The organism is Streptomyces cyaneofuscatus (assembly GCF_000718135.1).
Classification (GTDB): domain Bacteria; phylum Actinomycetota; class Actinomycetes; order Streptomycetales; family Streptomycetaceae; genus Streptomyces; species Streptomyces cyaneofuscatus.
The window spans coordinates 198,304-223,563 of sequence record NZ_JOEM01000003.1 but is presented as its reverse complement, the minus strand read 5'-3'; the positions used below and the strand labels follow the sequence as shown (position 1 = coordinate 223,563).

Here is a 25,260-nt window from a genome sequence, read left to right as displayed (position 1 = left end):
GGCACGCTCTCTCGCATGTCCCACGAATGTGTGGTTCTCGGGACGGGATGGGTCGGGATGGGTGAGGCCCGGCAGTCGGGAAGGAAAAGAACCGGAGTTCAGCCACGGTAGTCAGGCCGGGCCGCGCGGTTCAAGTTGTTGTCCACAGGCTGTGCACAATGGGGGGTCGCGCGGAGCCGGTTTGACCGGATGGCGTAGCCGCGCGTACCGTGACCAGGTCGAGTTGTCGATGGCTGCTGCCGCCTGCCTCCGATGGGCAAAGATCACGATCTGTGATTGTGAAGCGGTGCACTAAGGCGTTTACGCGAGTTCCTCGTGGGCGCACGGTGACAGCCAGGCGATGTCCCGCCAAGACACGAATCATTTCTGGAGCCCCCGAGTGAGCAAGCGCACCTTCCAGCCGAACAACCGCCGTCGCGCCAAGACCCACGGCTTCCGTCTGCGCATGCGTACCCGTGCCGGCCGCGCGATTCTCGCCAACCGCCGTGGCAAGGGCCGCAGCAGCCTGTCCGCCTGATCGCTTACAGGTCCATGACGTGCTGCCTACCGAGAATCGGCTGAGGCGGCGCGAGGACTTCGCGACCGCGGTACGACGAGGACGTCGAGCCGGACGTCCACTGCTCGTCGTCCACCTACGCAGCGGTGAAACGGACCCGCACGTGACGGGGGAGACTCTCCCCGCGCCGCGTGCGGGTTTCGTTGTCAGCAAAGCGGTGGGAGGCGCGGTCGTCCGCACCGCGGTGAAGCGGAAGCTTCGCCATCTGGTCCGCGACCGGCTGGCGCAGCTGCCCCCCGGTAGCCTTGTTGTCGTACGAGCGCTGCCCGGTGCGGGCGACGCCGACCATGCACAGCTGGCCCGAGACCTGGATGCCGCCCTTCAGCGGCTGCTGGGAGGGGGCGCGAGATGAAGTACCCGCTGCTTGCCCTCATCAAGCTGTACCAGTGGACGATCAGCCCACTCCTCGGGCCTGTCTGCCGCTATTACCCGTCGTGTTCCCACTATGGATATACGGCTATCGACCGGCACGGTGCGATCAAGGGAACGGCGCTGACCGCCTGGCGCATCCTGCGATGCAACCCGTGGTCACCCGGCGGTGTGGACCATGTCCCGCAACGCAAGCGTCCGCGGTGGCACGAGCTGCTGCGCAACGGCCTGCGCGGCGGCAAGGGCGGGGAGCCCGCCGCTGATGTGCCGTCCGGGGGGCCGGTCTCCGAACCCCCGAGCCCGGCCACAGAGACCTCGCCCAATGCTCAAGGAGCCTGATTAGTGGACACGATTGCCAGTCTGTTCAGCTTTATCACCACGCCCGTCTCGTGGGTCATCGTCCAGTTCCACAAGGTCTACGGAGCGCTCTTCGGCGATGACTCCGGGTGGGCCTGGGGCCTGTCCATCGTGTCCCTGGTGGTGCTGATCCGGATCTGCCTGATCCCGCTCTTCGTGAAGCAGATCAAGTCGACCCGCAACATGCAGGTGCTCCAGCCGAAGATGAAGGCGATCCAGGAGCGCTACAAGAACGACAAGCAGCGTCAGTCCGAAGAGATGATGAAGCTGTACAAGGAGACGGGCACCAACCCGCTCTCCTCGTGCCTTCCGATCCTGGCGCAGTCCCCGTTCTTCTTCGCCCTGTACCACGTGCTGTCGTCCATCGCCTCGGGCAAGAAGATCGGCGCGATCAACCAGGACCTGCTGGACAGCGCCCGTCAGGCCCACATCTTCGGTGCGCCGCTGGCCGCGAAGTTCACCGACAGCGTCGAGAAGCTCCAGTCGCTCGACGCCACGCTGCTGGACGTCCGGGTCGTCACCGCCGTCATGATCGTGCTGATGTCGGCCTCGCAGTTCTTCACCCAGCGCCAGCTGATGACGAAGAACGTCGACCTCACGGTGAAGACCCCGTACATGCAGCAGCAGAAGATGCTGATGTACATCTTCCCGGTCATCTTCGCCGTGATGGGTGTCAACTTCCCCGTCGGTGTCCTCGTCTACTGGCTGACCACGAACGTCTGGACCATGGGTCAGCAGATGTACGTGATCAACCAGAACCCGACGCCGGGCAGCAAGGCGCAGGATGCCTACCTCCAGCGGGTGCTCAAGACCGTGGACTCCCGTGGTCAGGTCCGTGGCCGGACGCAGCGCCGGACCGTCAAGGCGATCGTGGCCAAGGGCCCCGACCGCAACGACATCGAGCGCAAGTTCATCACCGGGCTGAGCAAGAAGGGTCTCGTCGCCCAGGAGGACGGCACCGTCAAGAAGGGCGAGGTCGTTCCCGAGGGAGAGAGCGCCGCGGCCAAGCGTCAGCAGCCCAAGCGCCAGACCAAGGCGAAGCGCCAGACGGCCACCACCGCCGGTGCGGCCGCCAAGGACGAGCCCGCGGCCGGTTCCAAGACCTCGCTCCAGAAGCAGGACGCACCGCAGGACGACAAGCCGACGTCGGCGGGCAAGTCCGCCTCCGGCTCCTCACGCCAAGCCAAGTCCGGACAGCGCAAGGGCCCGCAGCGGCCCAAGCACCCGTCCAAGAAGTAAGAAGGAGTCCACCCGTGACGGAAGGCACCACCTCCACGGCCGCCGCCGAGGGCAGCGACACTCTGACCCGCCTTGAGCAGGAGGGGGAGATCGCAGCCGACTACCTCGAAGGCCTGCTCGACATCGCCGACCTCGACGGCGACATCGACATGGACGTCGAGGCGGACCGGGCCGCGGTATCGATCATCAGCGACTCCCCGCGTGAACTCCAGAAGCTCGTGGGACGCGACGGTGAGGTGCTGGAGGCGCTCCAGGAGCTGACCCGGCTGGCGGTCCACCGGGAGACCGGCGACCGCAGCCGTCTGATGCTGGACATCGGCGGCTTCCGGGCCAAGAAGCGCGAGATCCTCGCCGAGCTGGGTGCCAAGGCCGCCAACGACGTCAAGACCTCGGGCCAGCCGGTCAAGCTGGACCCGATGACGCCGTTCGAGCGCAAGGTCGTGCACGACGCGATCGCCGCAGCCGGTCTCCGGAGCGAGTCGGAGGGCGAGGAGCCGCAGCGCTTCGTCGTCGTTCTCCCGGCCTGACCGGATCCTTGTACTGTCGGCCCCGTCTGTTCGCAGGCGGGGCCGATCTTTGTCAGCCTGATAGTCAGCCACCCCCAGTGCGCTAGTGCGGTACGGAAGGACGGTCCCCGTGACGGACGCTGCAGAGCTCCCCCAGGCACCTGAAGAGGCGCAGGCGGTATTCGGAGAGCTCTTCCCGGAGGCTGTCCGGTACGCGGAGCTGCTCGCCGATGCCGGCGTGAAGCGTGGCCTGATCGGACCGCGTGAGGTGCCGCGGCTGTGGGAGCGGCACCTGCTGAACTGCGCGGTGCTCTCCGAGGTGGTGCCGGAAGGCGTGACGGTCTGCGATGTGGGCTCGGGCGCCGGCCTGCCCGGCATCCCGCTGGCCCTGGTACGCCCCGACCTCAAGATCACGCTGCTGGAGCCGCTGCTCCGCCGGACGAACTTTCTCCAGGAGGTCGTCGAGCTGCTCGGCCTGGACCATGTGACGGTGGTGCGTGGGAGGGCCGAGGAGGTCCTCGGGACGCTTCAGCCCGTCCATGTGGTGACCGCTCGTGCCGTGGCGCCGCTGGACCGGCTGGCAGGCTGGGGCGTGCCCCTGCTGCGGCCCTACGGGGAGATGCTCGCACTGAAGGGCGACACCGCCGAGGAAGAGATCAACGGCGCCCGGGCGGCCCTGAGCAAGCTCGGTGTGCTGGAGACCGAGGTGCTCCAGGTCGGCGAGGGCGTGGTCGATCCGCTCTCCACGGTGGTGCGCGTGGTGGTGGGCGAGAGCCCGGGCGGTGTGAGGTTCGCCGCAAAGAGGGCCAAGGCCGCGCGGGTGGGGCGCACCCGACGCCGCCGCTGAGGGCTGCCGCTCGTGTCGGGGTCGGCCGGGTGGAGAGCGGTCCGGCATGGCCCCTTCCAAGCGATCTCTACCGTCTAGCAGTGAAATGCCGGGAAAGTGGCCATCTGTACCCCCTGCGGAGTGTCGTGGCCTGGTAGTTGCGATGCGGGGGCATCGTGTTTCACGTGAAACGTCGCTCTCTGCTGCAGGGAATCATCGGCCGCGGTCGTGCGGCTGCCACACCGCGCGACCGGAAACCCGTACGGGTTACCGAGTTGTCCACACGCCCGGATTCATCCACAGATCAGCGGGCCTCGCTGGTTCACGACCCCGAAAGCATGGCAGGCTCTCCTCATTGCGAGCCTGAAGTCGAGGAGAGTGAACCGTTGCGGTCCGACGCCAACATCGCGGGACCGATGACCGATCCGGTCCCCGGCCCCCGAACCGAGTCCGTGGGGGACGGTGTTTCACGTGAAACACCGCCGCCGATGGACGACACACCCATCGGTCGCGCTGCCCAGCTGGCCGTGGAGGCCCTCGGTCGCGCCGGTGAGGGGCTGCCTCGCCCTGACCGGACCCGCGTCATCGTGGTGGCCAACCAGAAGGGCGGGGTCGGTAAGACGACCACGACGGTCAACCTCGCTGCTTCGCTGGCCCTGCACGGTGCTCGGGTCCTGGTGGTCGACCTCGACCCCCAGGGCAATGCCTCCACAGCGCTGGGGATCGATCACCACTCCGATGTTCCGTCGATCTATGACGTGCTGGTGGAGAGCCGGCCGCTCTCCGAAGTGGTGCAGCCTGTCCCGGACGTCGAGGGTCTCTTCTGCGCCCCCGCGACGATCGATCTCGCCGGTGCGGAGATCGAGCTCGTGTCGCTGGTGGCGCGGGAGAGCCGTCTCCAGCGGGCCATCCAGGCGTACGAGCAGCCGCTGGACTACATCCTCATCGACTGCCCGCCCTCCCTCGGCCTGCTCACGGTGAACGCCATGGTGGCCGGGGCGGAGGTGCTGATCCCCATCCAGTGCGAGTACTACGCGCTGGAGGGCCTGGGTCAGCTGCTGCGCAATGTCGACCTGGTGCGGGGCCACTTGAACCCGGATCTGCATGTGTCCACGATCCTGTTGACCATGTACGACGGCAGGACCAGGCTCGCCTCCCAGGTCGCCGAGGAGGTCCGTACCCACTTCGGCAAGGAAGTGCTGCGGACGAGCATCCCGCGGTCCGTCCGTATCTCGGAGGCGCCGAGTTACGGGCAGACCGTGCTGACCTACGACCCGGGGTCCAGCGGCTCGCTCTCGTATCTCGAAGCCGCCCGGGAGATCGCCCTGCGGGGTGTCGGGGTGCACTACGAGGCCCAGCACGCCCACGCGATTCAGAACAGCCAGCAGAACGTTTCGGAGGGCATTCAGTGAGTGAGCGACGTAGAGGGCTGGGGCGTGGGCTCGGTGCGCTGATCCCCGCCGCTCCCCAGGAGAAGCAGGTGCCGGGCCCGGGAGGCGGTTCCGCCTCCGGCGGGGGACCGGTTCTGACGGCGGAGCGGGGGGTGGCGGCCGCGAAGGTGACCGCACTCCCGTCGTCCCCGGTGGTGCCGGAGCCGGCGTCCGCGCCGGACCAGGAGTCGGGGACGTCCGGTGCGTACTTCGCCGAGCTGCCCATCGGTTCGATCACGCCGAACCCCCGCCAGCCCCGTGAGGTCTTCGACGAGGACGCCCTGGCCGAGCTGGTCACCTCCATCAAGGAGGTGGGTCTTCTCCAGCCGGTCGTCGTACGCAAGGTGGGGACGGACCGCTACGAGCTCATCATGGGCGAGCGCCGTCTGCGCGCCTCCCGTGAAGCGGGCCTGGAGCGGATTCCGAGCATCGTCCGCGACACGGACGACGAGAAGCTCCTCCTGGACGCCCTGCTGGAGAACCTCCACCGGGCTCAGCTGAACCCGCTGGAGGAGGCTGCCGCGTACGACCAGCTCCTCAAGGACTTCAAGTGCACCCATGACCAGCTGGCCGACCGGATCGGGCGGTCCCGTCCCCAGGTGTCCAACACGCTGCGGCTCCTGCGGCTCTCGCCGCCCGTGCAGCGGCGGGTGGCCGCGGGCGTTCTCTCGGCCGGCCACGCCCGCGCCCTGCTGTCGGTGGACGACTCCGAGGAGCAGGACCGGCTGGCCCACCGCATCGTTGCGGAGGGCCTCTCGGTCCGCGCGGTCGAGGAGATCGTGACGCTCATGGGTTCGCGTCCCACGAGCTCGCCCAAGCCGAAGGGCCCCCGGGCCGGTGCGCGGCTGTCCCCCGCACTGACCGATCTGGCGACCCGGCTCTCGGACCGCTTCGAGACCCGGGTGAAGGTCGACCTGGGCCAGAAGAAGGGGAAGATCACCGTCGAGTTCGCCTCGATGGAGGATCTGGACCGGATTCTCGGCTCCCTCGCCCCGGGTGAGGGAAAGGTGCTGGAGCGCCGTCTCGCCGAGGCTCCCGACGAGGACGACGAGAGCTGACTCCCCTGGCGTCCGCTTGCCCGTAGGACCGCGTGAAGGGCGGGCCGTGTTCCGGTGCTCACCGGAACACGGCCCGCCCTTTGCCCTCTCTCGGTATCCGCATCACCTCTGGGTGGATACGATGCGATCTGGGATGGCGCATCCACGGTGATCGACCTCGGAGGAGGGCGGGGACCTTGCGAACAGTGAGCCGCAGTCGGCTGGTGACGGTCGGGCTGGGCCTGGGAGCCGTCGGGGGATTCGTCGGCAGTCTGTTCCACGAACGGAACGCGCTGGCGGCCGCACGTGATGCGGCGGGCGAGAGAAGTGAGGGATCGCCGCCATGGGGCGTCGGCTTGTACCGCTCACCTTGGACAACCTTCAAGATCTCCCCGAGCGCTGCCGCGCGTGCGTCTTCTGGGAGCTTGACCCGGTCAGCGGGGAAGCCGCGGTAAAGGCGGGCAAGCCGGAGCTGGAGAAGGAGGCCTGGATCTCCGGGGTGCTCCTGGAGTGGGGGTCCTGCGGCCGGGTGGTCTATGTGGACGACGTCCCGGCGGGGTTCGTCCTCTACGCGCCGCCTGCCTACGTCCCACGCTCGACGGCCTTCCCTACCAGCCCGGTCTCCCCCGACGCCGTTCAGCTCATCACCGGTCTGATCGTTCCGGGGTATCAGGGCCAAGGGCTCGGTCGCGTCATGGTGCAGACGGTGGCCAAGGACGTACTGCGCCGGGGCTTCAAGGCGATCGAGGCGTTCGGGGACGCCCGGGCGGAGGAGTTCGGCTGCGTGCTCCCGGCGGATCACCTGCTGGCGGTCGGCTTCAAGACCGTGCGGCCCCACCCCCGGTATCCGCGGTTGAGGCTGGAACTGCGGACGACGCTCTCCTGGAAGGAGGACGTCGAGATGGCTCTCGACCGGCTCCTGGGGGCAGTGCAGAAGGAACCGGCGCTGCGCCCGCTCTGAGCGGACTCGGACGGTACGGAAACGGGCCCACCCCGTTGAGGGGGTGGGCCCGTTTCACGTGAAACATCGCGCCGGGGCGCGCGTGACTACTTGGCGCTGATGAAGCCTTCGAGGTCGCGGAGGATCGCAGCCTTCGGCTTGGCGCCGACGATGGTCTTGGCGACCTCGCCGCCCTGGTAGACGTTCAGGGTCGGGATGGACATCACGCCGTACTTGGCGGCGGTGGCCGGGTTCTCGTCGATGTTGAGCTTGACGATCTCGATCTGGTCGCCGTGCTCCGCCGCGATCGCTTCCAGCGAGGGAGCGATCTGACGGCACGGGCCGCACCAGGCAGCCCAGAAGTCGACCAGAACGGGCTTCTCGCTCTTGAGGACGACATCGTCGAACGTGTCGTCGGTTACGTGCTTCAGGTCGCCGGCCACGGCGGCCTCCTTAGTCTCTCGGGGTGGGCGTGCGGTGGGGAAGTTCAGACTGCCGGGGTCTTCTCCGGCTCGGCGGGCTCCACGTCGGCCAGCGCGGCGAGGAAGCGCTCGGCGTCCAGCGCGGCGGAGCAGCCGGTGCCGGCGGCGGTGATGGCCTGCCGGTAGGTGTGGTCGACCACGTCACCGGCGCCGAAGACACCGGTCAGGTTGGTGCGGGTGGAGGGCGCCTCGACCTTCAGGTAACCCTCGTCGTCGAGCTCCAGCTGGCCCTTGAAGAGCTCGGTGCGCGGGTCGTGTCCGACGGCGATGAAGAGGCCGGTCACCGGGAGCTCGGAGAGCTCGCCGGTCTTGGTGTTCCGCAGGGTCAGGCCCGAGAGCTTCTGCTCACCCTTGACCTCGGCGACCTCGCTGTCCCAGGCGAACTTGATCTTCGGGTCGGCGAAGGCCCGGTCCTGCATCGCCTTGGAGGCACGCAGGGTGTCGCGGCGGTGGACGATGGTGACGGACTTGGCGAAGCGGGAGAGGAAGGTCGCCTCCTCCATGGCCGTGTCGCCGCCGCCGACGACGGCGATGTCGTGGTCCTTGAAGAAGAAGCCGTCGCAGGTGGCGCACCAGGAGACACCGCGGCCGGAGAGGGCGTCCTCGTTGGGCAGCCCGAGCTTGCGGTGCTGGGAGCCGGTGGTGACGATGACGGCCTTGGCACGGTGTACGGTGCCCGCCGTGTCGGTGACCGTCTTGATGTCGCCGGTGAGGTCCACCGCGACGACATCGTCGGGAACCAGCTCGGCGCCGAAGCGCTCGGCCTGGGCTCGCATGTTGTCCATGAGCTCGGGGCCCATGATGCCGTCCTGGAAGCCGGGGAAGTTCTCCACGTCGGTGGTGTTCATCAGTGCGCCGCCGGCCGTGACCGCGCCCTCGAAGACCAGCGGGTTCAGTGAGGCACGAGCGGTGTAGAGCGCGGCCGTGTACCCGGCCGGTCCGGAGCCGATGATGATCACATTACGGACGTCGCTCACGGGTTCTTCCTCGTCTCTGCAGACTGCCTACTGCCTACGGGGTCGGTTCAACGACTCTCACCCCACCCAACGGATCCTACGGGTGTTGCATTCCCGACGTGCCGTAGCGGTCCTCAGGGGCGGTCGTACGCCTCTGTGAGCAGCAGTCGACCGGTCGACCCGGGAGCGGTGTCCACGCAGGAGGAGGCGACGACATAGGCCTGCACGCGGGTGGGGTCGCTCGGGTGAGGAAGGACGACGAGGAAGGCGTCCGTCCCCTGATAGGTCCCTTCGTCGATGGCGAGGGCCGGTGTGGTGCGGCCGGTGGCCTGCTGCACGCACGGGGGTACGGCGACGGCAGGGGCGATGAGCGGGCTCCTGGAGGCCTTGGTGTCGGGCGATTCCGCTTCCGGTGCCACCTGCTCGTCCTCGCTCGGCGACCGTTTCTGCCCGGTGAAGTCCTCCGCGCCGACGTCACCGGCCAGGAGGTCCTGGACCTCGGTCTCCAGCGTGTCCTGGGAGTAGGCGTGTGCCCCGCCCTCGGATGCGCTGACAGCACGGTCGGCCGACGCACCCGAGGAGTCGGAGGACGACGACAGGTTCTGGAGGAAGAAGACGCTCATGCCGATGATCGCGGCGCCGCACGCGGTGCCCAGGAACACCGCACGCCGACGGCGTCGGGCACGGTTGCGCCCGGGCCCCGTGGACCCTTGGGGGTGGCCCGCAGGGCGGGCCGGGGAGGAGTCGGTGCGGGGCATCACGGAGGACGGGCCGCCGGTATCCGCGCTCGATGTTTCACGTGAAACATCGGCATCTTCACGTGAAGCGTCGGCATCGCGTGAAACAGCGGTGGTCCGGGAATCGTCTGCCGCCTCATCGGCGGGAAAGGCGGGACGGGCCTCGGCGGCGAGCGCCGCGTCGATCCGGGCGGCGATGTCTTCGGGCATCGGCTCAGGTTCCGGCAGGGTGCCGAGCAGCTCGCGGACCTCCTCCAGGGAGTCCCGTACCTCCGCGCACAGCTCGCACTCCGCGAGGTGGTCGCGGATCTCTCCCGCGCGGGAAGGGGTGAGCAGCCCCTCGGTGAGATCGGAGATCTCGGAGACCTCCGGGTGCTGGGCCGTGCCGGTCGTGGATGTCACGGGCGTCCACCTCCTCCCTTCACAGCGGCCGGGTCGTTCGCTCCTACGTCCTTCGGTCCTGACGCAGATGGGACGGATGCACCAGGCGTCCGGTTCCTTCCGGTGACGTGGCTCTCCCCGTCGGGATCCTCGTCGCCGGTCGCGCCGCGCAGGTGCCGGACCAGGGGGGCCAGTCTCGCCCGGCCCCGGGCGCACCGGCTCTTCACGGTCCCGGTCGGGACGCCCAGGACGTCGGCGGCCTCGGCCACGGGATATCCCTGCATGTCGACCAGGACGAGGGCCGCGCGCTGTTCAGCGGGGAGGGTGGCCAGGGCGGCGAAGAGCTGGCGGTGCAGATCCTGCCGTTCGGCGGGGGCTTCGGCCGACTCGTGGGGTTCCAGGAGCTGGTCGAGCCGCTCCGCGTCGTCCACCGGTGACGTCTTGCGGGAGGCGGCTTTGCGGACCCGGTCGAGGCAGGCGTTGACGGTGATGCGGTGCAGCCAGGTCGTGACGGCGGACTGGCCGCGGAAGGTGTGGGCGGCCCGGAAGGCGGAGACGAGGGCGTCCTGGACGGCGTCGGCCGCCTCTTCCCTGTCCCCGAGGGTGCGCAGCGCCACGGCCCACAGCCGGTCGCGGTGGCGGCGTACGAGTTCACCGAAGGCGTCGGGGTCACCCGCCACATGGAGGGCGAGCAGGTCCGAGTCGCCCGGCGCCTCTGGTGGAACGGAATCCACCGTGCTCCCCCTCCGAACCGGATCCGATGTCGTGTGCCACATTAACGGGCCGCGCGCCGGGCGATCAGGGCCGGTGCGGAGTCTCCACACCAGCTCCTGATCAGCCGAGGACGGAGATGTCGTTGATCCCGCCGCGGTAGCCGCCGGTGCCGTCCGCGGGTAGTTCCGTGATGTGGATCAGGACGTAGCGCGTCCGGACGGGCTTCTCCAGCTCCTCCTTGAGCGTCTTCCCCGCGACCGTCTTCTTGACGATCTGCTGGGGGAAGTCCGTCGGCGAGGAGGGTGAGGAGGCGTCCGGGTCCGCGGCGAACACCGCCGTCGTCTGACCGCTGCGGTACATGTCCACATCGACGGAGCGGACGTCCTGGACCTTCCCCAGGTCGACGATGATCCCGCTGCCCTGCCGGCGCTGCGGGAGGTTGCCGAAGTGGGCGAAGCCCCGGTAGCGAGGGGTGACCCACGCCGTGGAGGAATCGTCGTCGATGGTGTTCGGTACGTCCCCCGGCTGGATCCCCGAACCGTCGGGCATGAACTCGGTGGCGTCCGCGATGGTCAGCGGCTTGGGCGGGGCGGGCGCCGGCTTCTCGTCGTCGGTCGGCTGGGTGACACCGGTGTCGTCGGAGCCCTTGCGCTGGTCGAGCAGGATCTCCGCGAGCTGCCAGCTGCCGAGGCCGAGAGCGGCGATGAGGAGGGCCGAGACGCTCCACTTGAGTACCCGTCCGGTACGGCTCTGGAGGGGCGCCGGAGGGGCCGCCAGCACCGGCTGGGGCACCGACGACGGATGGGTGGACGGCCGTCCGTAGGTGCCCTGCTGATACGTCGTCCGCTGGTAGACGGGCTGCTGGTAGACGGGCTGGGCGGCGAACGTGGGCTCCGGCGGCAGGACGCGCGGCATGGCCGCGACGGCCTTGGCCAGTTCGTCCGGGGTCGTGCAGGGGGGTTCCTGCCGGGAGGCGGTGGCCCCGTCGTTGGCGAGGGCGCGCATGGCGAGCTCGGAGAGCCCGCGGTGGACGCCGGCGCGGACCTGGTCCGGAGCGATGAGCCCCATGCCCTTGGGCAGCCCGGAGAGACCGTACGCGTCGCTCTCGTACGGCCAGCGCTTGGTCAGCGCCGCGTACAGGAGGGCGCCGATCGCCTCGGTGTCCTGACGCAGGGGGCGTTCGGAGGTGATGCCGCGCAGGGCGGCGTTCACGGCGAGCCCGCGGATCCGGTACTGGCCGGTGGAGCTGCGCAGGACGGCGCCGGGGGTGAGCCGAAGGTGCGTCAGGCCCTCACGGTGGGCGGCCGCCATCGCGTGGGAGAGCTGGCTGACGAGTTGGTAGGCGTCGTGGGCGTCCATCGGTCCGGCGGCCAGCAGAGCGGTGAGCTCAGTGGCGTCCGGGAGCCATTCGTGGACGACGTAGACGAGATCGTCCTCCTCGACGGCGTCGAGGACCTGGACGAAACGAGGATCGCCGAGCAGGGCGGACGACCGGGCCGCGGCCAGCACGGAGCGGGCCCGGGGGTGGTTCGCGGGCAGCAGGTGGACGCCGACCGCGCGGCGCAGCTTCTCGTCGACCGCCCGCCAGCTGCTGAAGCCGTCCAGACGGGTGACGCACTCCTCCAGCCGGTAGCGCTCGGCCAGTTTGTGGCCGCTGTGTACATCGGGGGTCGCCGGAACGGCCTCGGAACGTGCCCGCCCGCCGTCGTGACCCTTGGGGTTCTCGGGCGTCTCGGGGCTCGCGCCCTCGGTCTCCTCGGCCTGCGCCGTTCCGTCGTTCGTGGCCTTGTCCGCCTTGGCGGCCAGCGGCTCGTCGCCGCCGTTGTCGGCCACGTCGACGGCAGCCGTGCTACGTTCCGCCACCGTCGTTCCTGCCTCCCCATCCGTTGCGCGAAGCCGGCCAGCTCGCCACAGTCACGCCAATTGTGCCCACACTCCGGCGCTATCCACGACACGCGGAGTCCGGCGATGGTTGTGCGGCCGTGCGCTCATTCAGCGTCCGAGCCGTCCACGGACCATGCCGACCAGGCCGTTGACCTCTTCGATGCGCATCTTCTTCGCCGCGACGAAGAAGACGCCCATGAGGAGGGTGCCGCCACAGATCAGCGCGGCCAGCGATCCGAGAGCGCCCGTGCCGAGAAGTTCGAGGATCGCGAAGCCGATGCCGCCGCCGATGACGGCCGCGGGTACCGCCGCCATGCAGAGCCGGGCGTAGGTCCGCACGATATGCGCACCGTCCAGGTCGCCGCCGAGCCGGGTGCGCAGTCGGCGCCAGGCGACACCGACGCCGACCGCGTAGGCGAGACCGTAGGAGAAGGCCATGCCGACGACGGCCCAGCGGGCGGGCAGGACGACGTAGCAGAGGGCGGAGGCGGCGGCGTTGACGGCCGCCACGATGACCGTGTTGTAGAAGGGGGTGCGGGTGTCCTCGTACGCGTAGAAGCCGCGGAGCACGACGTACTGCACGGAGTACGGGATCAGGCCGAGGGCGAACGCCATCAGGATGAAGCCCATGGAGCGGGCTGCCTCGGCGCCGCTGGAGGCGTACAGCAGGGTGCACATCGGCAGGCCGAGCGCGAGGAAGGTGAAGGCGACCGGGACGATGGCGACGGCGGAGTTGCGCAGCCCCTGCGAGATGTCGTCGCGGACCGCGCCGGGGTCGTTGTCGTGGGCGGCGCGGGAGATGCGGGGCAGCAGCGCGGCCATGACGGAGACGGTGATGATGGCCTGCGGCATGCCCCAGATCAGCTGGGCGTTGGAATAGGCGAGGAAGCCGGTGCCGTCCTTGCCGGACAGCTTGCCCGCGGCGGTGGCGAGCTGGGTGACGACCAGGACGCCGGCCTGGTTGGCCAGGACGAACAGCACGGTCCACTTGGCCAGCTTGACCGTCTTGCCGAGCCCGTGGCCCTTCCAGTCGAAGCGGGGGCGGAAGCGGAAGCCCGCCTCGCGCAGGTACGGGATCATCGCCAGCGCCTGGACGACCAGCCCGAGAAGGGTGCCGATACCCAGCAGCCGGATGCCCTCCGGCGGGATGGTGTCCACGCCCATCCGGGACTCGGCGGAGGTGCCGTACACCCAGATGAAGAGGCCGAACGTGATGATCATGACGATGTTGTTGAGGACCGGGGTCCACATCATCGCGCCGAACTTGCCCCGGGCGTTGAGGATCTGACCCATCACCACGTGCACGCCCATGAAGAAGATGGTGGGCAGGCAGTACCGGGCGAAGGTGACGGCGACGCTGTTGGCGGCGACATCGTCGGCGATGGTGTTCGACATCAGCTGGATCAGCACCGGCGCGACGAGGACCGCGATGGCCACGATCAGGCCGAGCGCCACCATCACCAGGGTCAGCAGCCGGTTGGCGAAGGCCTCGCCGCCGTCCTCGTCGTCCTTCATGGCGCGGACGAGCTGCGGGACGAAGACCGAGTTGAGACCGCCGCCGACGGTGAGGATGTAGATCATGGTCGGCAGCGTGTACGCGATGGTGAAGCTGTCACCGAGCAGCGCGGCGCCGAGAGCCGCGGTGATCACCAGGGACCGGATGAAGCCGGTGAGCCGGGAGACGAGCGTGCCGGCGGCCATCAACGCGCTGGACTTCAGCACCCCGGAGAACTTGCCGCCGCCGGACTTCGGCGGGACCGGAGCGGCGACGGGCTCCGGCTCGGGCGGGCCCGGGACCTTCCCCGCCCCCTCCTGGTCCCGGAAGAGGTGGGCGAAGGCGTCCGGCTCCTGCCGGTCGTCCGACGCCTGGGTGACCAGGGCATCGACGCCGACGAACTGGGTGGTCGCCGGATCGTCGCCGTACGGGAGGTGGCGTGAGGGCCCCGAGGGCTCGGGAGGCGGTGTCTGGGCCCAGATGCGCGGGTCGGGTGCGTACGGGGCCGCGGGCGGCTGCTGGTACAGCGCCTGCGGCTCCTGGTAGGTGCCCGGGGGCGGCGGCGGGTGGGACGCCCGGTCGTAGAGCGCCTCGCCCACCGGGTCCTGGGCCGCGAGGTCCTGCGCCCGGTAGGGGTCGTCCTCGTAGGCGTGCTGGAGGTACGGGTCGGGCGGCACCTGGCCCTCCTGGCCCGGGCCAGGAGGAACCGGGGGGCCGGACGGAGACCCTGCTCCGCCGGCGCCCTGGCCGCGGTCACCGTCGTACGGCGCGTTCATCGAAACCCCTACCTCATCGTCCCCGGCCGGCCGGCCATGACGGACATCGCTCAACGGTCCACTTTCTCACCCGTTCCCGACGGGGCCCCGCTTTCCGGTCCGGTGTCCGGGGTCGGGTCACTCGGCTGCTCGGGTTCGCCGCCGTCGCCGTTCGCCGTGTCGCTTGCCACGGTGCGCTTCCGGTGGCTGTACATCCTGACCCCGGCCAGCACCAGGAGGAGCAGTCCGCCGGCGATGACGAGCAGCACGGTGGGGGTGACCTCGGAGACCTTCACGGTGAAGGTCATCTCCTCGCCGTACGGCGTGCCGTCCTCGGTGAAGAGCCGGGCGGTCACCTGGGCGCGTCCGTTGGCGCTGGTCGCCGTGTCGAACTTCACCGACTGGCTGTGCCCGCCCCCGATCCGGACCGGCAGTTCGGCCATCGTCCCGCCGTCGTTGAACTTCAGCCGGATGTTGTCCGACTTCAGCCTCAGGACGAGCCGGTCGACGCCCTGCACCAGCTTGTTCTGCACGGTCACCGGGATCGTCGCGCTGCGGCCGGAGAGGGTGACGTCCGACTTGGCGATCAGCTGGACCTCGCCGGTGAGGTTCTTGAGGTGCTTGAGCACGTCGTCCCGGTAGGTCTGCGCCTCCTGGGAGCGGCCCCGCCAGGACGTCGACATCGAGCGGTTGACCGCGTTGCCGAAGGGGGTCACCACGCGCTCGGGGAGCGTGAGGATGGTCTCGAAGCTGTCGATGGAGCCCTGGGTGGTCCGGATGTCCTGGAACGCCTGGGTGGGCAGCTCCTGGCTGCGGAGCTTCTTCGGGTACGCGGAGGCCCGCGGCACCTTCGTGGTCGCCAGCGGATCCGGCTTCGCCTCGGCGGCGGCGACCAGGTCCTGCGGCTGCGTCCAGCGGTCGCCCGAGAGTGCCTCCAGGGCGCGTGCCATCGACTGCGCCTGGGCGGCCGTGGGCATCCGCTGGGGTGCCACGACGATGCTGCGTTCCTTGTCCGGCGCCTGCTCGTTCAGCGCGAGGGTCTGCGCGAGGAAGTTCTGGACCGCGAGGGTCGAGGCGCCCGCCCGGAGCATGCTGCGGTCGAACACGGCCGAGAGCCGGGAGTCGGCGACGACGGCGGTGGTGCCCCCGCCGATCGGCCGTGCCGCCGTCGGGGTGTACGGCAGGCCGCCGGTCTCCGGGAAGCTGTCGCTGCGGGCGATCACATGATGGGCGCCCGCGGAGGTCGCCACGTCCACGATGCCCGGGTCGACCGCGCCGTTCACGGGCCAGGCGAAGTCGGTGGACGGCTTCACGTGGAGGATGGTCTCCACCGTGGTGGCGCCCACCGTGGAGGCGTTCTGCAGATGGCTCAGCGTTCCGGAGACCTTCTTGCCCCGGTGCGCGATGGAGGCCAGATCCGGGTCGGCGAACGGCAGGGCGATCACCTTGCCGTCCTCGACGACCTTCTGCAGGGCGGTGATCCACTGTCCTGCTACGGCCCGGTTCTTGCCCGGCACGGTCGTGTCACCGGACTTGACCTCGTACCCCCCGGCCATCGCGGCGACGCTCGCCAGCAGGTCCGGGTCGATGACCCAGGTGACGGGGAGCCGGCTGCCGAGGGCGACCATCTGCTGCAGACGTCCGCCCGGCGCCAGCTCCTCGGCCAGCTTGTCGTCGGCGAACACCGGCGTCTGCTGTTCGTCCGAGCGCGTCTCGGCGGTGACGTGCGGGGAAGCGATCAGCGGCCAGAGGAAGGTGAGCTTCGTCCTCTTGTCGCTCTTCTCGGGCTGCCAGGGGAGGTACGAGCGCTCGATGCCCAGCACCTGCTCGTAGGGGGTGGCCGCGGTGCGGCCGGAGACCGAGACCCCCAACTGATAGACGCCCGAGGCGTCGAGGTCCAGCTTGTCGACGGGAACGGTGAGCGTGAAGTTCTGGCTGATCCCCTTGGCGAGCTTGGGGATCTTCACCGTGTACTTGTCGTCGATCGGGGCCGGGTCGGCGCCCGGGGTGTAGCCCTTGCGCTTGGCGGCGTCGTCGACCTCTCCCCGGCCGGAGAGCCGGGGGCCCACCCGCAGGTCGACCTCGGCGTCGTCGATCGTCTCCTTGCCCTTGTTCGTGAGCGTCCCGGAGACGGTGAGGGTGTCCCCCTCGACGGGGGCGGCGGGGGAGAGCGTGTCCAGGGACACATCGACGGTGCGGGATCCCGTGGGGGCCTTCGCCGGTTCGGCGGCCACCGCGCTCCCGGTCGCCGGGACGGCCAGCAGTCCGGCCAGCAGAGGTGCCCCGAGGACCACGGGGACCGTGCGCCGCAGCCATCGGCGGGCAGGAGAGGGACGCATCCCCTGGATGTCTGCCGCCTGGGCCACGCGCTTACCCGTCCCTCGTCGTCATCGGAGTCTGTCGATCGTTGTCGGTCCTGCGTCCCCGCATGGTAACGAGGTGCGGAGGGCCGAAGTGCTGGGGTCCGGCTCACATGATCGCGGGAGGCCCGCAGGGTCCGGATAAACGATGACGCCGCGACCGGTCGGTGCACGTACCCTTTTCTGTTGTGCCGAACGCCAACGAAGAGAACGCCAGTGCACTGAACCAGGTGCAGCATCGCGCGGTGAGTGAGCTGCTGCGAGTGTCCCCGGTCGCCGACGACCTCGCCCGCCGCTTCCAGGGGGCCGGATTCGGCCTTGCGCTGGTCGGCGGCTCGGTCCGCGACGCGCTGCTCGGCAGGCTCGGGAACGACCTGGACTTCACCACCGACGCCCGCCCCGAGGACGTGCTGGCCATCGTCCGTCCCTGGGCCGACGCGGTGTGGGAGGTCGGGATCGCCTTCGGCACCGTCGGCGCCCAGAAGGACGGCTACCAGATCGAGGTCACGACCTACCGGTCGGAGGCGTACGACAGGACCTCGCGCAAGCCGGAGGTCTCCTACGGCGACTCCATCGAGGACGACCTCGTGCGCCGGGACTTCACGGTCAACGCGATGGCCGTCGCGCTGCCGGAGAAGGAGTTCGTCGACCCGCACGGAGGCCTGAAGGACCTGGCCGAGCGTGTGCTGCGCACCCCGGGGACGCCTGAGGCGTCATTCTCGGACGACCCGCTGCGCATGCTGCGTGCCGCCCGGTTCGCCGCGCAGCTGGACTTCGAGGTCGCCCCCGAGGTCGTCACCGCGATGACGGAGATGGCCGGCCGGATCGAGATCGTCTCCGCCGAGCGGGTCCGCGAGGAGCTCAACAAGCTCCTTCTCTCCGCCCACCCCCGCAAGGGCCTGGGCCTCCTCGTCGACACCGGGCTGGCCGGCCATGTGCTGCCCGAGCTCCCCGCGCTGCGGCTGGAGAGTGACGAGCATCACCGTCACAAGGACGTCTACGAGCACTCGCTGACCGTCCTGGAACAGGCCATCGACCTGGAGGAGGACGGCCCCGACCTCGTTCTGCGGCTGGCGGCCCTGCTCCACGACATCGGCAAGCCGAGGACGCGGCGGTTCGAGAAGGACGGCCGGGTCTCCTTCCACCACCACGAGGTGGTCGGCGCCAAGATGACCAAGAAGCGCATGACTGAGCTGAAGTACTCCAACGACCTCGTCAAGGACGTGTCGAAGCTGGTCGAGCTCCACCTGCGCTTCCACGGGTACGGCGACGGGGAGTGGACCGACTCCGCCGTCCGCCGGTATGTGCGCGACGCCGGACCGCTCCTGGAACGCCTCCACAAGCTGACCCGGTCGGACTGCACGACCCGGAACAAGCGCAAGGCGAACGCCCTCTCCCGGACCTACGACGGGCTGGAGGAGCGGATCGCCCTGCTCCAGGAGCAGGAGGAGCTCGACTCCATCCGCCCGGATCTGGACGGCAACGAGATCATGCGGACGCTGGGGGTGGGCCCCGGTCCGGTGATCGGCAAGGCGTACGCGTTCCTGCTGGAGCTGCGGCTGGAGCACGGCCCGATGGGGCATGACGCGGCGGTGGCGGCGCTCAAGGAATGGTGGGCGGAGCAGAGCTGAGCCGGTGTGGGTGATGTTTCACGTGAAACATCACCCACACCGGATGTGCTGAGGGGCGTTGTTTCACGTGAAACAACGCCCCTCAGCACATCCCCTCAGCACATCCGGGACCGGTTACCCGCCGCTGCTCGTCCAGCGCCGGCGGAACATGGCCACCGCGACGGCCGCGTACAGCACGGCCACTCCGGCCACCACGACGATGGATCTTCCATCCGGCGGGAGCAGCAGCGCCGCCACTCCCGCAGCGCCCACGAACGCGACGTTGAAGAGCACGTCGTAGAGGGAGAAGACCCGGCCGCGGAAGGAGTCGTCCACCGACGTCTGGACGACCGTATCCGTCGCGATCTTCGATCCCTGGGTCACGACGCCGAGCACGAAGGCGGCGATCAGCATCGGCACGGGGGCGAAGGAGAGCCCCAGGGCCGGAACCAGGACGGCTGCGGATCCGGCGCAGGCCGTGATCCATCCGTACCGTCCGAGCCGCGCCACGGCCCAGGGCGTCACCACGGCGGCGACGAAGAATCCCGCACCGGAGGCCCCGACCGCCAGGCCGAGCAGGGCCAGTCCGTCGGACCCGTCGTCCGACCAGGCGTAGCGGCAGAGCATGAGCACCATAACGGTGAGCGCGCCGTAGCAGAAGCGGAGCACGGTCATCGCGGCCAGCGCCCGGGCCGCGTGCGTGCGCTCTGCCAGGTGGCGGAGTCCGGCGGCGAGCCCGTGTGCCGTGACGGTCAGTGCGGCCCGCAGCCGGAGGGGCGTTCCGTCGGGGTCGGGCCCCAGCAGCGTGCGCGGCAGGCTCAGCGACGCCAGCGCGGAGAGCAGATAGAGCATGGCCCCCAGCAGGACGACCGCCGCGTCCGACTCGTCGGCCACCAGCCGTACGACGAAGGCGAGGCCACCGCCCGCAGTGGCGGCGAGGGTGCCGGCCGTAGGGGAGAGCGAGTTGGCGACCACCAGTCGCTCGTCGTCGACCACCCGCGGCAGCGCGGCGGAGAGCCCCGCCAGCACGAAGCGGTTGACGGCGGTGACGCAGAGGGCCGAGGCGTAGAAGAGCCAGTCCGGTACCGAGGCGAGGATCAGCAGGGCCGTGCAGGAGGCCAGGGCGGCCCGCAGGAGGTTCCCGTACAGGAATACCTGGCGGCGGGGCCAGCGATCCAGGAGGACACCCGCGAACGGGCCGATCAGCGAGTACGGGAGGAGGAGTACGGCCATGGCCGAGGCGATGGCGGCCGCCGAGGTCTGCTTCTCCGGCGAGAAGACGACGTACGCGGCGAGGGCGACCTGGTAGACGCCGTCGGCGGACTGGGACAGGAGCCGCACGGTGAGCAGGCGGCGGAAGTTCCGCAGGCGCAGGAGAGTGCGCAGATCACGCGCGACAGACATGGGAGTAAGCGTCACACACGTCGGGGGTCCGCGGGCGGATTGCCCGGGGACCCCCGACGTGCGGCAGGATGAGGTGAGCGTCGCCGCTCAGTGCTCCGGTGATGCGGTCAGGCGTGAGAGCCGGTTCAGCTCTCGGTGTCGCCGTTGATGAACTTCTCGACGTTCTCGCGGGCCTCGTCGTCGAAGTACTGCACCGGCGGGGACTTCATGAAGTAGCTCGAAGCCGAGAGGATCGGGCCACCGATGCCGCGGTCCTTGGCGATCTTCGCCGCACGGACGGCGTCGATGATGACACCGGCCGAGTTCGGGGAGTCCCACACCTCGAGCTTGTACTCCAGGTTCAGCGGAACGTCACCGAAGGCGCGGCCCTCGAGGCGCACGTACGCCCACTTGCGGTCGTCCAGCCAGGCCACGTAGTCGGAGGGGCCGATGTGGACGTTGTCCGCACCGAGCTCGCGGTCACGGATCTGCGAGGTGACGGCCTGCGTCTTCGAGATCTTCTTGGACTCCAGGCGCTCACGCTCGAGCATGTTCTTGAAGTCCATGTTGCCGCCGACGTTCAGCTGCATCGTGCGGTCCAGGACGACGCCCCGGTCCTCGAAGAGCTTCGCCATCACGCGGTGCGTGATGGTGGCGCCCACCTGGGACTTGATGTCGTCGCCGACGATCGGGACACCGGCCTCGGTGAACTTGTCCGCCCACTCCTTGGTGCCGGCGATGAAGACCGGGAGAGCGTTGACGAACGCGACCTTGGCGTCGATGGCGCACTGCGCGTAGAACTTCGCGGCGACCTCGGAACCGACGGGGAGGTAGCAGACGAGGACGTCGACCTGCTTGTCCTTGAGGACCTGGACGACGTCGACCGGGGCGTCCGCGGACTCCTCGATCGTCTCGCGGTAGTACTTGCCCAGACCGTCGTGGGTGTGGCCGCGCTGGACGGTGACGCCCGTGTTCGGCACATCCGCGATCTTGATGGTGTTGTTCTCGCTGGCGCCGATGGCGTCCGCGAGGTCGAGGCCGACCTTCTTCGCGTCGACGTCGAAGGCGGCGACGAACTCGACGTCGCTGACGTGGTAATCGCCGAACTGGACGTGCATCAGGCCGGGCACCTTGCCGGCCGGATCTGCGTCCTTGTAGTACTCGACGCCCTGCACCAGCGAGGCGGCGCAGTTGCCCACGCCTACGATGGCTACGCGAACCGAACCCATTCCGGTTGCTCCCTGTGTAATCGGTGTTTCCGATGAAGTCCCCGCGGAATGCGGTGACTTCACTTGGCGGTGTCGTCGGACGGATCCGGCGGGGTGTCACCCCGGTGCCGGGGCAGGCCGCCCGTCTCTCCTGATGTGTCCTGCTGAGCAGAGCCCTCGGGCGAGGATCGTCTCTGATCCCGTCCCGACCGCTCGCTCTCGATGAGCTCGTTCAGCCAGCGCACTTCGCGCTCCACGGACTCCATGCCGTGTCGCTGCAGCTCAAGTGTGTAGTCGTCGAGTCGTTCACGTGTGCGGGCGAGGGAGGCGCGCATCTTCTCCAGACGCTCCTCCAGCCTGCTGCGCCTGCCTTCGAGGACGCGCATCCGCACGTCGCGTTCGGTCTGGCCGAAGAAGGCGAAGCGTGCCGCGAAGTGCTCGTCCTCCCAGGCGTCCGGACCGGTGTGCGAGAGCAGCTCCTCGAAGTGCTCCTTACCTTCCGCCGTCAGCCGGTAGACGATCTTCGCCCGGCGCCCGGTGAGGGACGAGGCGGGCGTGGCGTCGGCCTCGTCGCCGGAGGGCTCCTCGATCAACCACCCGCTGGCCACCAGCGTCTTGAGGCACGGGTAGAGAGTCCCGTAGCTGAACGCACGGAAGATGCCGAGCGAGGTGTTGAGGCGTTTGCGCAGCTCGTAGCCGTGCATCGGAGACTCGCGGAGCAGCCCGAGGACGGCGAACTCGAGGATGCCGGAGCGTCGGCTCACGTGCGTCTCCTCCTTCTGCCGCTGGTTCCGCGGGAACCGTCTGCCGGATCCACCGATGTACTTATGCCGTGCTGATGTATCGACTCGATACATCAGCACGATAGATCGGTCCGACGGGTTCGACAAGGGTGACCTTCGTGAGCGGCGTCACATCGCCAATTCGTAGGGAGCGACTTGCGTTGTTTGGGGTGAAGTTCGGCCCTAGGAGGGTTTTGACCGTGCGTAGTCTGTGCGGCATGCAGACCACCGGGAACCGTGAGGCGCCGTTGTGCGTCAGTTATCGCGGACTGCCGGATGTACTGCGGATGAGCCTTCCGCAGGGCTGGTCCGTAATTCGGGGGGACCGGATCTCAACTGCCGCTTCCAGGCGCTCTCGCCTGCCCGAGGAGTAGTCGTTCCATGAGCGAGCACCGTCGCAAATCGTCTCAGCCGCAAGGTGGCGGGCGGGCCGCGGCCAGACGAGCCGCCCAGCAGCCAGCCGGACGCCGAGCAGCGCCGTCACGCAGAGCTACATCCGTGGCACATGCCGAGCCGCAGGGCGAGGAGCGCCCGTACGGCAGCCGTGCCGAGGCCCGCCGTGCGGCTCAGCGCGGCGGGGGCCGCCGGCGGGCCGGCGGTGGCGGCGACGCCGGACCTCCCGGCAAGAAGCGCCTGATCGACTACCCGCGGCACGGCCGGTACGGATTCCGTCGCTGGCTGCCCTCGTGGAAGCTCGTCTCGGGCCTCTGCGTGGGCTTCCTCGGCATGCTGATGGGCGTGGCAGGCGTCTCGTACGCCCTGGTCGACAAGCCGAGGATCCAGGATGCCGCCAAGGCGCAGAACAACGTCTACTACTGGGCCAACGGCGACCAGATGGTGGCGACCGGCGGTGTGGCCAACCGTCAGGAGATCAGCTACGAGCAGATCCCCGTGGCGATGCGCAATGCCGTGGTCGCGGCTGAGAACAAGAGCTTCTGGACGGACCAGGGCATCGACCCCAAGGGCATCGGCCGTGCGGTGTTCAACATGGCCACGGGCGGTCAGACCCAGGGTGGTTCGACCATCACCCAGCAGTACGTGAAGAACTCGCGGCTCAACCAGGACCAGACGCTCTCGCGGAAGTTCAAAGAGCTCTTCATCACCCTCAAGGTCGCCGGGGAGGAGAAGAAGGAGACGGTCATGGCCGGCTACCTCAACGTCTCCTACTACGGACGAGGCGCCTCCGGTCTGCAGGCCGCGGCCCGTACGTACTACGACAAGGACGCCACGGACCTGAACCCGAGCGAGTGCGCCTTCCTGGCGACGCTCCTCAAGGGGGCGAGCTACTACGACCCGGCCGGCGCCACCGACATCGACCCCAAGGGCGCGACCCCGGCGAAGAACCGCGAACGCGCCGAGGAGCGCTGGAAGTGGATCCTTGACGAGCAGGTCAAGGACGGCAAGATGTCGGCGGAGGAGCGGGCGAAGTACAAGAAGTTCCCCGAGCCCAAGCCGCTGAAGAAGAACGCCAAGCTGGGTGGACAGACCGGCTACCTGGTGGAGCTGGCGCGTAAGTACTTCCTCGCCAACAACACCGAGAAGATCACGGCCAAGGACATGGAGCTCGGCGGCTTCGAGATTCACACCACCTTCGACAAGACGAAGGTGGACGACCTCGCCAAAGCGGTGGACAAGGTCTACAAGGCCAAGATCCGTCCCGAGGAGCGTCCGAAGACGGACACCCACGTGGAGTTCGGCGGAGCCTCGGTGGACACCAAGACGGGCGCCATTCTCGCCACGTACGGCGGGCAGGACGCCACGAAGCACTTCACCAACAACGCCGACGCCACCGGCGCCCAGGTCGGCTCGACGTGGAAGCCCTTCGTGCTGGCCGCGGCGATGCGGTACGGCGTACGCGACCCGAAGCTCGGGCCGGACCAGGACGACTCCCAGCGCACCCTCGTCTCGCCGGAGAGCATCTACAACGGCGACAACAAGCTCCAGATCAAGGAGTACAACGGCGAGGTCTGGAAGGACAAGGACGACAACGAGTGGCTCCAGACCAACGACGGTGACTACGACCACGGCGAGATCGACCTGCGGCACGCCATGGAGCAGTCGGCCAACTCCCCCTTCGTCCAGCTCGGTATGGACGTCGGGACGGACAAGGTCAAGGAAGCCGCCGTCCTCGCCGGCCTGAAGGACGACGGCATGATGGCGGACTCCACCGTTCCGTCGTTCTCCATCGGTACGTCCTCGCCCAGTGCCATCCGTATGGCCGGTGCCTACGCCACCTTCGCCACGAGCGGCCAGCAGAACCCCACGTACTCCGTCACCGAGGTGAAGCAGAACGGCAGGACCGTCTTCCAGCACAAGAAGCAGTCCAAGCGCGCCTTCAGCACAGTCGTCGCGGACAACGTCACGGACGTGCTGAAGAACGTGGTGGAGAACGGCACGGGCCAGCCCGCACGGCTCGAGGGACGTGAGGCGGCGGGGAAGACGGGTACGACGGACGGCAACAAGTCCGCCTGGTTCGTCGGTTACACCCCGCAGCTCTCGACGGCGATCAGCATGTTCCGCCTGGACGACGACGAGACCAACACCAAGCGCAAGTTCGAGGAGATGTTCGGCACCGGCGGCGAGAAGAAGATCCACGGAAACTCGTTCCCGGCGTCCATCTGGCACGACTACATGACCGCGGCGATGAAGGGGGAGAAGGTCCTCTCGTTCCCGAAGCCGCAGCCCATCGGCGAGGAGATCTGGGGCGGTGGCGCGGCCAGCCCGACCCCGACCCCGACGCCGAGCCCGACACCCTCGCCGACGCCCACCACCGAGGAGCCGGAGCCGCCGACGCCTTCCCCGACGCCCACGACTCCGTCTCCCACGCCGAGCAAGACCTGCGATTTCTGGGACCGGGAGTGCCAGAACCCCAACGGCGGTGGAGCGAACGCGGGAGCCGACGGTGGTGCGAACGCGGGGGCGGACGGCGGTGCCAACACCGGCACCACCGACGGTGGTGCCAACGCCGGAGCCGACGGTGGTGCGAACGCGGGGGCGGACGGTGGCGCCAACACCGGCACCACCGAAGGGACCACCGAGGGTGCCAACGGCGGGAACGCCGGGACCAATGGCGGCCTATGGAGCGGCGCCAACGGCGGATAGCCGCACCGCAGCAGGGCCCGTGAACAGCCCTGGACGCCCGTAGGACGAGGGCCGCCGCACCGGAGAGACGGTGCGGCGGCCCTCGTCGCGTTCCGGGCCACCAGGGGCCCCTGCCCGTGTCCTGGGCCGGTCCATGCCCCGGCCACAGCCC

21 protein-coding genes are annotated in these 25,260 nt (G+C 69.0%); 11 read left to right on the top strand and 10 right to left on the bottom strand.

The genetic code is table 11. The features are described from left to right. Nucleotides 1–379 precede the first annotated feature (379 nt). The 9 genes from rpmH to IF17_RS0106465 all read left to right on the top strand — a co-directional run bounded on the left by rpmH (nucleotide 380) and on the right by IF17_RS0106465 (nucleotide 7,281). Nucleotides 380–517: a 50S ribosomal protein L34 gene (rpmH, locus tag IF17_RS0106505; RefSeq protein WP_003967884.1), complete on the top strand. Its 138-nt coding sequence runs from the start codon at nucleotides 380–382 to the stop codon at nucleotides 515–517. 19 nt (nucleotides 518–536) lie between these two features. After that, complete coding sequence (gene rnpA, locus IF17_RS1000000137555) at nucleotides 537–908, top strand: ribonuclease P protein component (protein WP_076967655.1); 372 nt, start codon at nucleotides 537–539, stop codon at nucleotides 906–908. Continuing rightward, nucleotides 905–1,264 carry a membrane protein insertion efficiency factor YidD gene (yidD, locus tag IF17_RS1000000137550; RefSeq protein ID WP_076967656.1) on the top strand — a complete coding sequence of 120 codons (360 nt, stop codon included), beginning with the start codon at nucleotides 905–907 and terminating at the stop codon, nucleotides 1,262–1,264. Before rnpA ends, yidD begins: the two co-directional genes overlap by 4 nt. Nucleotides 1,265–1,267: 3 nt before the next feature. After that, on the top strand, nucleotides 1,268–2,521 hold the full coding sequence (gene yidC / locus IF17_RS0106490; protein WP_030563069.1) for a membrane protein insertase YidC: 1,254 nt from the start codon (nucleotides 1,268–1,270) through the stop codon (nucleotides 2,519–2,521). A gap of 14 nt (nucleotides 2,522–2,535) precedes the next feature. Beyond that, nucleotides 2,536–3,048 carry a Jag family protein gene (locus IF17_RS0106485; protein ID WP_015609843.1) on the top strand — a complete coding sequence of 171 codons (513 nt, stop codon included), beginning with the start codon at nucleotides 2,536–2,538 and terminating at the stop codon, nucleotides 3,046–3,048. A 109-nt stretch (nucleotides 3,049–3,157) separates the two neighbouring features. Next, entirely contained in the window at nucleotides 3,158–3,874 is a 717-nt protein-coding gene (rsmG, locus tag IF17_RS0106480; RefSeq protein ID WP_018513875.1) for a 16S rRNA (guanine(527)-N(7))-methyltransferase RsmG, read from the top strand. Between the two features lie 317 nt (nucleotides 3,875–4,191). Next, entirely contained in the window at nucleotides 4,192–5,265 is a 1,074-nt protein-coding gene (locus IF17_RS0106475; RefSeq protein ID WP_076967657.1) for a ParA family protein, read from the top strand. Continuing rightward, entirely contained in the window at nucleotides 5,262–6,341 is a 1,080-nt protein-coding gene (locus tag IF17_RS0106470) for a ParB/RepB/Spo0J family partition protein (protein WP_030563067.1), read from the top strand. Before IF17_RS0106475 ends, IF17_RS0106470 begins: the two co-directional genes overlap by 4 nt. A 322-nt stretch (nucleotides 6,342–6,663) precedes the next feature. After that, nucleotides 6,664–7,281: a GNAT family N-acetyltransferase gene (locus tag IF17_RS0106465; protein WP_030563065.1), complete on the top strand. Its 618-nt coding sequence runs from the start codon at nucleotides 6,664–6,666 to the stop codon at nucleotides 7,279–7,281. Between the two features lie 86 nt (nucleotides 7,282–7,367). On the opposite strand, the gene trxA is transcribed toward IF17_RS0106465, so the two are convergent. The 7 genes from trxA to IF17_RS0106430 all read right to left on the bottom strand — a co-directional run bounded on the left by trxA (nucleotide 7,368) and on the right by IF17_RS0106430 (nucleotide 17,030). Continuing rightward, the gene (gene trxA, locus IF17_RS0106460) at nucleotides 7,368–7,703 is read right to left on the bottom strand and encodes a thioredoxin (RefSeq protein ID WP_018489839.1); all 336 of its coding nucleotides are present in this window, start codon (nucleotides 7,701–7,703) and stop codon (nucleotides 7,368–7,370) included. Between the two features lie 44 nt (nucleotides 7,704–7,747). Further along, a complete protein-coding gene (trxB, locus tag IF17_RS0106455) occupies nucleotides 7,748–8,719 on the bottom strand; it encodes a thioredoxin-disulfide reductase (RefSeq protein ID WP_018513871.1) in 972 nt (323 codons plus the stop codon). A 113-nt stretch (nucleotides 8,720–8,832) separates the two neighbouring features. Next, nucleotides 8,833–9,837, bottom strand: a complete 1,005-nt coding sequence (locus tag IF17_RS0106450; RefSeq protein ID WP_030563062.1) for an anti-sigma factor family protein — start codon at nucleotides 9,835–9,837, stop codon at nucleotides 8,833–8,835. Then, complete coding sequence (gene sigM / locus IF17_RS0106445; RefSeq protein ID WP_030563060.1) at nucleotides 9,834–10,550, bottom strand: RNA polymerase sigma factor SigM; 717 nt, start codon at nucleotides 10,548–10,550, stop codon at nucleotides 9,834–9,836. The genes IF17_RS0106450 and sigM overlap by 4 nt, the downstream gene beginning before the upstream one ends. Nucleotides 10,551–10,650: 100 nt before the next feature. Beyond that, complete coding sequence (locus IF17_RS0106440; RefSeq protein WP_030563058.1) at nucleotides 10,651–12,393, bottom strand: protein kinase family protein; 1,743 nt, start codon at nucleotides 12,391–12,393, stop codon at nucleotides 10,651–10,653. 129 nt (nucleotides 12,394–12,522) lie between these two features. Then, the gene (murJ, locus tag IF17_RS0106435; RefSeq protein WP_030563056.1) at nucleotides 12,523–14,685 is read right to left on the bottom strand and encodes a murein biosynthesis integral membrane protein MurJ; all 2,163 of its coding nucleotides are present in this window, start codon (nucleotides 14,683–14,685) and stop codon (nucleotides 12,523–12,525) included. 50 nt (nucleotides 14,686–14,735) lie between these two features. Then, nucleotides 14,736–17,030 (bottom strand): DUF6049 family protein, encoded by a 2,295-nt coding sequence (locus IF17_RS0106430; protein WP_030563054.1) that lies wholly within the window; start codon nucleotides 17,028–17,030, stop codon nucleotides 14,736–14,738. A 182-nt stretch (nucleotides 17,031–17,212) separates the two neighbouring features. Between IF17_RS0106430 and IF17_RS0106425 the strand changes: the two genes are divergently transcribed. Further along, nucleotides 17,213–18,655: a CCA tRNA nucleotidyltransferase gene (locus tag IF17_RS0106425; protein WP_030563052.1), complete on the top strand. Its 1,443-nt coding sequence runs from the start codon at nucleotides 17,213–17,215 to the stop codon at nucleotides 18,653–18,655. A gap of 114 nt (nucleotides 18,656–18,769) precedes the next feature. On the opposite strand, the gene IF17_RS0106420 is transcribed toward IF17_RS0106425, so the two are convergent. From IF17_RS0106420 to IF17_RS0106410, 3 genes are all read right to left on the bottom strand, one after another. After that, nucleotides 18,770–20,038, bottom strand: coding sequence for an MFS transporter (locus IF17_RS0106420; protein ID WP_030563050.1), 1,269 nt, complete (start codon nucleotides 20,036–20,038; stop codon nucleotides 18,770–18,772). A gap of 125 nt (nucleotides 20,039–20,163) precedes the next feature. Next, entirely contained in the window at nucleotides 20,164–21,246 is a 1,083-nt protein-coding gene (locus IF17_RS0106415; RefSeq protein WP_030563048.1) for an inositol-3-phosphate synthase, read from the bottom strand. Nucleotides 21,247–21,305: 59 nt separating this feature from the next. Beyond that, nucleotides 21,306–21,989 carry a PadR family transcriptional regulator gene (locus IF17_RS0106410; RefSeq protein ID WP_018513862.1) on the bottom strand — a complete coding sequence of 228 codons (684 nt, stop codon included), beginning with the start codon at nucleotides 21,987–21,989 and terminating at the stop codon, nucleotides 21,306–21,308. 399 nt (nucleotides 21,990–22,388) lie between these two features. On the opposite strand from IF17_RS0106410, the gene IF17_RS0106405 reads away from it, so the two are divergent. Beyond that, nucleotides 22,389–25,109, top strand: coding sequence for a transglycosylase domain-containing protein (locus IF17_RS0106405; protein ID WP_244890427.1), 2,721 nt, complete (start codon nucleotides 22,389–22,391; stop codon nucleotides 25,107–25,109). Nucleotides 25,110–25,260: the final 151 nt, after the last annotated feature.

Excerpts from the sequence above, each read along its gene's own strand:
- IF17_RS0106465 (WP_030563065.1), top strand. The coding sequence starts at position 6,664 with ATGGGGCGTCGGCTTGTACCGCTCACCTTGGACAACCTTCAAGATCTC.
- IF17_RS0106415 (WP_030563048.1), bottom strand. The coding sequence starts at position 21,246 with ATGGGTTCGGTTCGCGTAGCCATCGTAGGCGTGGGCAACTGCGCCGCC.
- IF17_RS0106475 (WP_076967657.1), top strand. The coding sequence starts at position 4,192 with ATGGCAGGCTCTCCTCATTGCGAGCCTGAAGTCGAGGAGAGTGAACCG.
- yidD (WP_076967656.1), top strand. The coding sequence starts at position 905 with ATGAAGTACCCGCTGCTTGCCCTCATCAAGCTGTACCAGTGGACGATC.
- IF17_RS0106405 (WP_244890427.1), top strand. The coding sequence starts at position 22,389 with ATGAGCGAGCACCGTCGCAAATCGTCTCAGCCGCAAGGTGGCGGGCGG.
- IF17_RS0106420 (WP_030563050.1), bottom strand. The coding sequence starts at position 20,038 with ATGTCTGTCGCGCGTGATCTGCGCACTCTCCTGCGCCTGCGGAACTTC.
- murJ (WP_030563056.1), bottom strand. The coding sequence starts at position 14,685 with ATGAACGCGCCGTACGACGGTGACCGCGGCCAGGGCGCCGGCGGAGCA.